The following is a 7,284-nucleotide window of genomic DNA, read 5'->3' as shown; positions in this document are numbered from 1 at the left end:
TTTTCAAAGGAACCTCATCCACCGAAGTGGACGGGGTATCAACTTCTGGCGTTGATTTTTGGCACGCTGTTGAGTTCTCAAGGAACGGACGCTTCCTTTGTACTCACCCTCTCGGGCTTTCCTCCAGGCTTTCGTTCTGTTCTTGCGTTTCCGACTCTATCAGACTCTTTCGTGTCCGATTTTCCTCGGTGCTTTCCAGGTTCTGCGCTTTCGCGCTTTCCCTTTCCGGCGATTCCAACCTTACCAGATCATTTCCGCACCGTTTCCGGTTCTGGATTTGAATTCGGTGACCGTTGGAGGGTCTGTGCCTTTCGGCGCTCCGCTACGTTAGCGCTTTCCCCTTCCGACTCATAATCGAGTCGGCGGGCAGGGAATTCGGGCATGCCGAATAGGACCCCGCCAGGGGTAAGTCGTAGGTAGTGGTTTCGCCGCTCTGGGGGTCTGCGAAGGCAGTACCCCGTTCAAGCGGCTCGGGCTACGTTAGGCGTCCGTCACGGCCGAGTCAAGTTGCGCGGCGGCGTGGCACGTGGGGGCGGTAGGGGCTCACCGTCGGGTCGCCGGTGAGCCAGTAGCGGTAGGGATGGGCGGCCCCCGCACCGCCGACCCCCGTGCGGGGTCCGTTGCCCACCAGGTCGGGCGGGGTGGCGGTGCCGGTGAGGAGGGACAGCGGGGAATCGGGGCCGGCGCAGAGGCCCGTAGCGTCGAGGGAGCGGTCGACATCGAGGGCCGTGGCCAGACGGGCCGGACCCTTGGCCAGTTCCCGAGGGGTTCTGGCGGAAAGTCGACGTTTGGCTGCGAGGTCGGCGCCCACCGAAGGGCTGGTCAGTCGTAGCCAGCGGCGCGCGGAGTCGGGAAGGCCCTTCTGGAGTACTCGCCCCTTCGGCTTCGAGCGAGACGGCAGGCATCGGGAAGCGGAGGTGGAAGCCCTGCGGCAGGCGTACCGGGATGTCCTGGCCGGGGTCACCCTCTGGTCCATCGCGAAGGACTGGAACACGCGCGGACTGCTCTCGCCGCACGGCAAGGAGCGGCGCAGCTCGAACCTTCGGATCGTCCTCTTGAAGCCGAGGAACGCGGGAATCCAGACGTACTCGCAGTGGGTCGAGAAGCCGGACGGGAAGCGCGTGCGGCGGACTGAGGAGACCGGCGCGGGTAACTGGGAGGCGATCGTCTCCGAGGGCATATTCCGTGCGCTGGTCCGCTACCTGAGCGACCCCGAGCGCAACACGGGCGGTGGCGGCAAGCGCAAGGCCCTGTTGTCCGGCGTGGTCCGCTGCTCGAAGTGTCAGGCCGTCGTCACTCAAGGGTGGAGCAAGAAGAACGCGGCAGGAGAGCGGTACCGCATCTACACCTGTTCGGGTGGCCGGTGCATCACCTGCCCCGCGGACCTGCTCGATTCCTTCGTTGTCAGGAAGGTCATCGACAGGGCCGAGGAGTGGAACGCGGCACCGGCCACGGATGCCACAGACGAGGAGCGAGAGGCCGAGCTGCTGACCGAGGAAACAGCCGCCTCCGAGAGGCGCACCGCCCTGGCGGAGATGTTCTCTGCGGGGGACATCGACGCGTCGACCCTGCGGGCGGGCATCGGCAGGTGTGACGCCGACCTGACCAAGATCCGTGCCGAGCTGGCAGACCTGGCATCGCAGCGGGTGCGCGTCGACCTCGGCGACATCGAGTACCTGTGGGAGGAACTGGACTACGAAGACCCCGACCGCATCGACTACGTGCGGACCGTCGTCATGCAGGTCTGCGAGCGAGTCGAGCTGATGCCGCGCGGTCGAGGAGTCCGGTCCTTCAAAGGCGAGCACTGCCGGATCACGTTCCGGAACCCCTGAAATCCGATCACGGAGAGTCGAGCCGGCCGTCGGCACTCAGTGCGCACGGGCCGTCTGCCGAGAGTCGGGCGGGGCCCATCGCCATGCCCGGCGAGGCGGAACCAAAGATCCCTCAGGGCCTCCGTGCGCCCGCTCGCTCCCCAGTTCATGCAACAACGTGCATGAGTCACGTCTGTGCATGGACGGCCGCAAGCAGCCCCCGTACGGTCGCCTCAGGCGGCCCAACCGGGCCGACAAGTCAAGGGGGTTCCGCATGCACGCGAAGAACTGACTCGGCTCACTGGCAACGGCAACAGCCCGTGTGGAGAGGACGACTGCCCGAACGTCTACCGCACCGCTTCCGGCTCCATCGTGGTTCAGGGTGACGTGTCCGACGCCTTTACTCCCCCGCAGGGGGAAGGGCTCGTGGAGATCCCCGAGAGCGTTCTTCGGGAGGCTGTTCGTGCTCTTGGATGGTGACGAGTGGCGGGCCACGCTCCGCGGTTTCCAGTCGGAAGCGTGGCGACTGGAAACCCTGCCCCAGTACCTGGTTCCGCAGGAGGCGGAAGAACTTGAAGCCTTCCGGGCAGGCAACCGCGTCGACCCCCACGGCTACTCATCCGCGTACACGGAAGTCCTGAAGCGGCTGCGTGGCGAGGGGAAGAGCAAGGGGCGAGTGCACGTCCTGACTCGACCGCTCTCCGAGTGCCTGCGCTTCGAGTTCTCCCGGTACTACGCCCCGCACGTGCTCGCCGGGGAGGACATTCGCATCCTTGACGTGACCGAGCGGGAGAACCCGTTGCCGGATGTCGAGGACTTCTGGATGTTCGACCGCTCGACGGTCGTCCTGATGCACTACGAGGGCGACGGCACGCAGATCAGCCGAGAGCTGTACGAGGGTGACCCTGCGCCGTTCGTCGAGTGGCAGCGCATCGCCGTCGCCGCGTCGGTTCCCTTCCTGGAGTATGTGAACAGGTGACGTTCAAAGCTGAGCAGCTTGGCGGATCCGGCACCGAACTCGCCTCTCTGCTTCGGGACCTGCGCAAGCGAGCCGGCCTCTCAGGGGACCGGCTCGCAGCACGCTGCAACATGTCCCAGTCGAAGGTGTCTCGCATCGAGAACGGCCGGACACGGCCGTCCCTGGTCGACGTCGAGCAGATCTTGCGAGCTCTGGACGCTCCGCCGGGACTGGTCGCCGAGGTCTCCGCCCTCGCCAGGATGGCGAACACCGAGTGGCGGAACCTACGAGAGCTTCGGCGCAAGGGGCTCGGTACGAGACGGGCCGAGCTGAAGTCGCTCGAAGCGTCCTCCACACAGATGCGGTACTTCCTGCTCTCGATGGTTACCGGCCTGCTCGCAACCCCGGAGTACGTACGGGCGTTCGTTCTGACCGAGCAGGCGGTTCGCTGGCCGGTCGTCTCTCCACTGGCACTGGCCGAGCAGATGGACCGGCTGGCATCCCTGTCCTACCTCCCGAACGTTCAGATCGGGGTGATCCCGGTGGGGGCACCGACGCCCCGAACCCCTCTGAGCACGTTCACCATCTACGACGTCGCGTTGGTCACCATCGAGACGACGGCGGGAAATCTCGTACTCCGGGACGGCCGAGACGTTCAGGCGTATCTGACGGAGTTCGCCGGCTACGAGGAACATGCCCTTGTCGGCGAAGACCTTCGGGCGCGGCTCGCCGAGTGGTCCGCCGCTTGCCGTGCATGACTGCAGTCGACTACGCGGCTGAAGGGCCATCCCGTGCGCACCCCGGGGGATCATCCTTCGGCAAGCGAACAGTCGGGAGGTCGCACGGATGAGCACACCCAAGACGACGATGGACGGACCGGTACACGTGACCCTTCCCTCCGCGCCGCCCGACCCCGTGTCGGGCTGTCGTGAATGCCTGCGGTACGCGGTGGCTCGCGCGAACGCCACGTCGGTCGGGGACTACTCGCAGGTGTCGGACGTGAACGTGGGCCTGCGGGCTCATCTCCGGAACGAACACCGGGGACGCTGATGGCGCGCACGGTCCTGCGGTTCGTGACGCACCGGATCACACAGCATCCGGATACGGACGTGACCTATGAGGCGGAGTGCCTGCACTGCAAGTGGAAGGCGGAGCCGTCGACAGACAGTGCGGCGGTCGACGTCGAGTGCATGAGCCACACCGGCATGAGCAACCATCGCGGCTTCCGGCGGCTCTGTACGGCGTTCGCCATGGTCGTACGAGCCGATGAGGCTAAGCCCCCGGCGCGCTGAGGGACGGCAAGCAACGCAGACCAGAGGCGCGCTGGAAGGGGCGCAGCGTGAGCGACACGCGCCCCTGCGCTGGCCCCTGTCGACCTCCCCCGCGGTCGGCGGGGCCGCATCGTTGGAGCCTCAAGACAGTGTTGGACGTCCACATACGAACGGCCCCCGGCGTAGAGCCGAGGGCCTGCAGGAATGAGAGGCCTCGGTCCCCTTCGCCCAGGTACTCAGGCTGCGGCTTGACCGGGGTCCTCGTCCTCCGAGGAGTCGCTCGGGAAAAACCACCGGCGAACCAAGGTGTAGCCAGGAGGAAGGTCGTTGCCCGTCAGTTCCTTGTACCTCGCCCTGACTTCCTCGCTGGCCTGCTGACCGGCGGGGAGTCTCCGTAGGAAGGGGTCGCGGTCAGGGTCAAGGGAGGACCGCCGAGGCTCGTCCGCGGTTTCACGGCTGGAAACCGGCTCGGAGTCCGCGATGTCCTTGGCGTCATACTTCTCGGCGTCCTGCCTCGTGGCGAGATGGGCGACCACGGCCAAGCCCACGGCCAGAGTCACGGCGCCAACGATGCGGATCTTCGGCTTGTGCTTCCCGTACCAGTTCTTCGTCTTCTCGACGAAGGAGGTGGGCTCGCCGTCCTCGGGCGTGGAGTCAGTCACGCGCACACATCTACCGGACCTATCCCTCACCTGTCAGGCAATCAGCCGACATCGCCCGATCATGTTCAGTGGCGCTCGCCAAGGCTGAAGTACGTCCATACGTCTTCCCGGTAGCCTCCTGCGCCGCCCTCCGGGCGGCCCTAGCCGCTGCCTGAAGTGCGTCTACGAGGCTTCTGTCGTAGGCCGCTTGAGACTGTGGCGGCCGGTAGGGGGCTGGACTGCACTGGGCCAAATAGATAAGAGAGCACGCGAACGTTTCCGCAGCTCAGAGCCTGTGCCGCTACACGCCAGACGTGCTCTGGCTACACGCCCGAGATGTAGTCACCGGTCCTGATGGAGGCGGCAGGGGGCTGACGCACCCTTGCCCTTCTGGAACAGATGGGAAGGAAGGACTAGGCAGGCGGCCCCGGAACGGGGCGACACGAGGTCGAGTGCCTTGGCACGGGCCACCGCGTTACGGGTGCTCTGGTCGGACAGTGGCTTGCCGTCCTTGCCCAGCAGGGCGGCCAGCCGGCCGGGCTGGAAGCCTGCGTGTCCTTGCCGGTCTGCCCATCCGATAGCGGCGAAGTGGACGCGGTAGGCGAGTGGGTGTCCGGGGTGCTGCGGCGGGGTGGACCGTGCACGGTTGGCATGGTCTCTTCACAGGTGAACGCCCAGGCCCTTCGGGCCTGAACTCGGTCTCGTGCGGTCGGAAGCGACGGCGGCGACCTGGGCGAGGGATCTTATACGAGATAGGGAAGACCCCGTTCAGGGAGCCCTGCCGTGTAGTGCTGCTCTGTTCAGCCGGAGCCTGATTCCAGAGCGACCCGGTCAGTAGCTAGCGGCCCACAGTGCTCCAGTCGGCGGGAGCAGGCGGCACCGTGCGGCCTGCAGTGTGTTCGCGGAGGCGCCGGGTCAGTTCTGGCAGATCGTAGGCAGGGAAGCTGACCTGCAGGAGGCGCAGGCCGAAGTCCGACGGCTGGTCCCCCTGAAACATCGCCGCGTCCATCGGCTTGATCTTCACGTCCCAGGCGTCGGGGGCGGCCCAGTGAGTCATCCGCACGTAGAAGGCGTCTCGCGGTCCGGCATTTGCTACGGCCGAGAGGAAGGCGAGTCCGCTGTCGACTGGGAAGTCGATGAGCATCCAGCCGCGGCGAGACTCCACCCAATCCGCCATATGCGGCAACTTCGCCGGCCAATCCGCGTTGCTCTCGGCCAAGTCCTGGCAGCAGGTGAACGTATCGATGCCGCACTCCCAGATCGCCTGGATAGCTGGTGCGAGCTGCTCGTCGATCCGGGCGTGGAGGTTGCCGACCCGGACGAGAACGGTGGGATGCGTTCCTTCGTAAGACGTCATCGCAGGAGCATAGAAGCGGAGTACGACATCGCTGCTGGCGAAGCCCCGCCGACAAGCGGCGACCGCTAGCCTGCGGGCCACCCCGACGCTCACCCAGCCAAGTCAACCACTCACGGGCCAGCTCAAAGACTCGGTCAACACCCACGCGTCCGGCCCGAATCGGCGCAGGTCGGCAGTCACCCGACCGGCCAGGAACGCGTCACGCGCCGCGCTCGTGGACGATCACGCATCGCATGACCTAACCTCCGCACCGACTCACCGGCGGGCCGTCGGCGAGGCGCGCAGCGGCTCAGGCTCCGGCGGGCGGTTTGGCTCGCGGGCTCAGTCGGTACGCCGAAACCGTCGGATCATCGGCTACGTAGAACCGGTGTTGCCAGTCGTGGGCCTCGCTCACGCCTACCCGAGGACCAGCCTGGATGAGCGCGGCAGGTACCGACTCCCCCTCGGACAGCACGACCGAGGTACCTGTCAGGAGGTCTGCGCCGTTGTGCTCACCCGTAATGCCGAGAGCCTGACAGAAGTTGCCTGGACCTCGGGCGAGGCGTGGGCTCTCGACCCTCTCCCCTCGCCGCTTGCGTGCCAGGTCTTCCCCCTCGATGACCCTGCCTGCCCGGATGAGGACGCCCGAGGCGATGCCGTCCGTCCCGGTGACGACGTTGGCGCACCAGTGGAGACCGTGGGACCGGTAGACGTACAGGTGTCCTGCGGGTCCGAACATGACCGCGTTACGAGGTGTCTGGCCTCGGTAGGCATGGGAGGCCGGGTCGGCCGCGCCGGAGTACGCCTCGGTCTCCGTGATGGCGATGCTCACGGTGCCCTCTGGGGTCTTGCAGGTGAGTACACTCCCGAGCAGCTTGGGAGCGACTTCTTCGGCAGGGTGAGCGAGGAGATCGACATTCATGCTGACTGCCTTGACATGCCGTAGATGAAGTAGACGTACGCGTGTCCGGGCGGGCCGAACATGGACGCGTTGCGGTCGGTGCGGCCGCGGTAGGCGTGGGAGCCGGGGTCGGCCGCGCCCTCGTAGGCCTCGACCTCCGTGATGCGCAGTTCCACGGGGCCGTCCGGCGTACGGCGGACGAGGACGCGGCCCAGCAGGTCGGGGGCCACGGTGAGGACCGGCCGGTCGAAGAAGGACCGGGGCAGGGGCGTACGGTCGGGGCGCGCGCTCATCCGGTCGAGCGTAGTGGAACGGGCACCCGTGCAACCGGGGCCTAAGGTTCCGCGTTGGTAAGGGTAGGCGCAA

Annotated in this window: 9 protein-coding genes and 1 pseudogene; 5 read left to right on the top strand and 5 right to left on the bottom strand. The window is 66.5% G+C overall.

Going from position 1 to position 7,284, the window contains the following annotated elements; translation table 11 throughout:
* Positions 1-502: 502 nt before the first annotated feature.
* A pseudogene (locus tag ACEPPI_RS30485) lies at positions 503-808 on the bottom strand (DNA-3-methyladenine glycosylase); the annotation flags it as partial.
* Between the two features lie 109 nt (positions 809-917).
* Here ACEPPI_RS30485 and ACEPPI_RS30480 point away from each other — a divergent pair.
* From ACEPPI_RS30480 to ACEPPI_RS30460, 5 genes are all read left to right on the top strand, one after another.
* Positions 918-1,832, top strand: coding sequence for a recombinase family protein (locus tag ACEPPI_RS30480; protein WP_373918496.1), 915 nt, complete (start codon positions 918-920; stop codon positions 1,830-1,832).
* A gap of 267 nt (positions 1,833-2,099) precedes the next feature.
* Entirely contained in the window at positions 2,100-2,291 is a 192-nt protein-coding gene (locus ACEPPI_RS30475) for a hypothetical protein (RefSeq protein WP_373918499.1), read from the top strand.
* Complete coding sequence (locus tag ACEPPI_RS30470; RefSeq protein WP_373918495.1) at positions 2,275-2,790, top strand: DUF6879 family protein; 516 nt, start codon at positions 2,275-2,277, stop codon at positions 2,788-2,790. The genes ACEPPI_RS30475 and ACEPPI_RS30470 overlap by 17 nt, the downstream gene beginning before the upstream one ends.
* Complete coding sequence (locus ACEPPI_RS30465; protein ID WP_373918494.1) at positions 2,787-3,527, top strand: Scr1 family TA system antitoxin-like transcriptional regulator; 741 nt, start codon at positions 2,787-2,789, stop codon at positions 3,525-3,527. The genes ACEPPI_RS30470 and ACEPPI_RS30465 overlap by 4 nt, the downstream gene beginning before the upstream one ends.
* Positions 3,528-3,818: 291 nt before the next feature.
* Positions 3,819-4,061, top strand: coding sequence for a hypothetical protein (locus ACEPPI_RS30460; RefSeq protein ID WP_373918493.1), 243 nt, complete (start codon positions 3,819-3,821; stop codon positions 4,059-4,061).
* 215 nt (positions 4,062-4,276) lie between these two features.
* Here ACEPPI_RS30460 and ACEPPI_RS30455 read toward each other — a convergent pair whose 3' ends face one another.
* From ACEPPI_RS30455 to ACEPPI_RS30440, 4 genes are all read right to left on the bottom strand, one after another.
* Positions 4,277-4,702, bottom strand: a complete 426-nt coding sequence (locus ACEPPI_RS30455; protein ID WP_373918492.1) for a hypothetical protein — start codon at positions 4,700-4,702, stop codon at positions 4,277-4,279.
* A gap of 817 nt (positions 4,703-5,519) precedes the next feature.
* The gene (locus ACEPPI_RS30450; protein ID WP_373918491.1) at positions 5,520-6,038 is read right to left on the bottom strand and encodes a hypothetical protein; all 519 of its coding nucleotides are present in this window, start codon (positions 6,036-6,038) and stop codon (positions 5,520-5,522) included.
* 289 nt (positions 6,039-6,327) lie between these two features.
* Entirely contained in the window at positions 6,328-6,939 is a 612-nt protein-coding gene (locus ACEPPI_RS30445) for a DNA-3-methyladenine glycosylase (protein WP_373918490.1), read from the bottom strand.
* Positions 6,936-7,211, bottom strand: coding sequence for a DNA-3-methyladenine glycosylase (locus ACEPPI_RS30440; protein WP_373918489.1), 276 nt, complete (start codon positions 7,209-7,211; stop codon positions 6,936-6,938). Before ACEPPI_RS30440 ends, ACEPPI_RS30445 begins: the two co-directional genes overlap by 4 nt.
* Positions 7,212-7,284: the final 73 nt, after the last annotated feature.

Source organism: Streptomyces sp. AB3(2024) (assembly GCF_041862025.1).
Classification (GTDB): domain Bacteria; phylum Actinomycetota; class Actinomycetes; order Streptomycetales; family Streptomycetaceae; genus Streptomyces.
The sequence above is the reverse complement of the archived record's forward strand: the minus strand, read 5'-3'. Positions and strand labels throughout refer to the sequence as shown.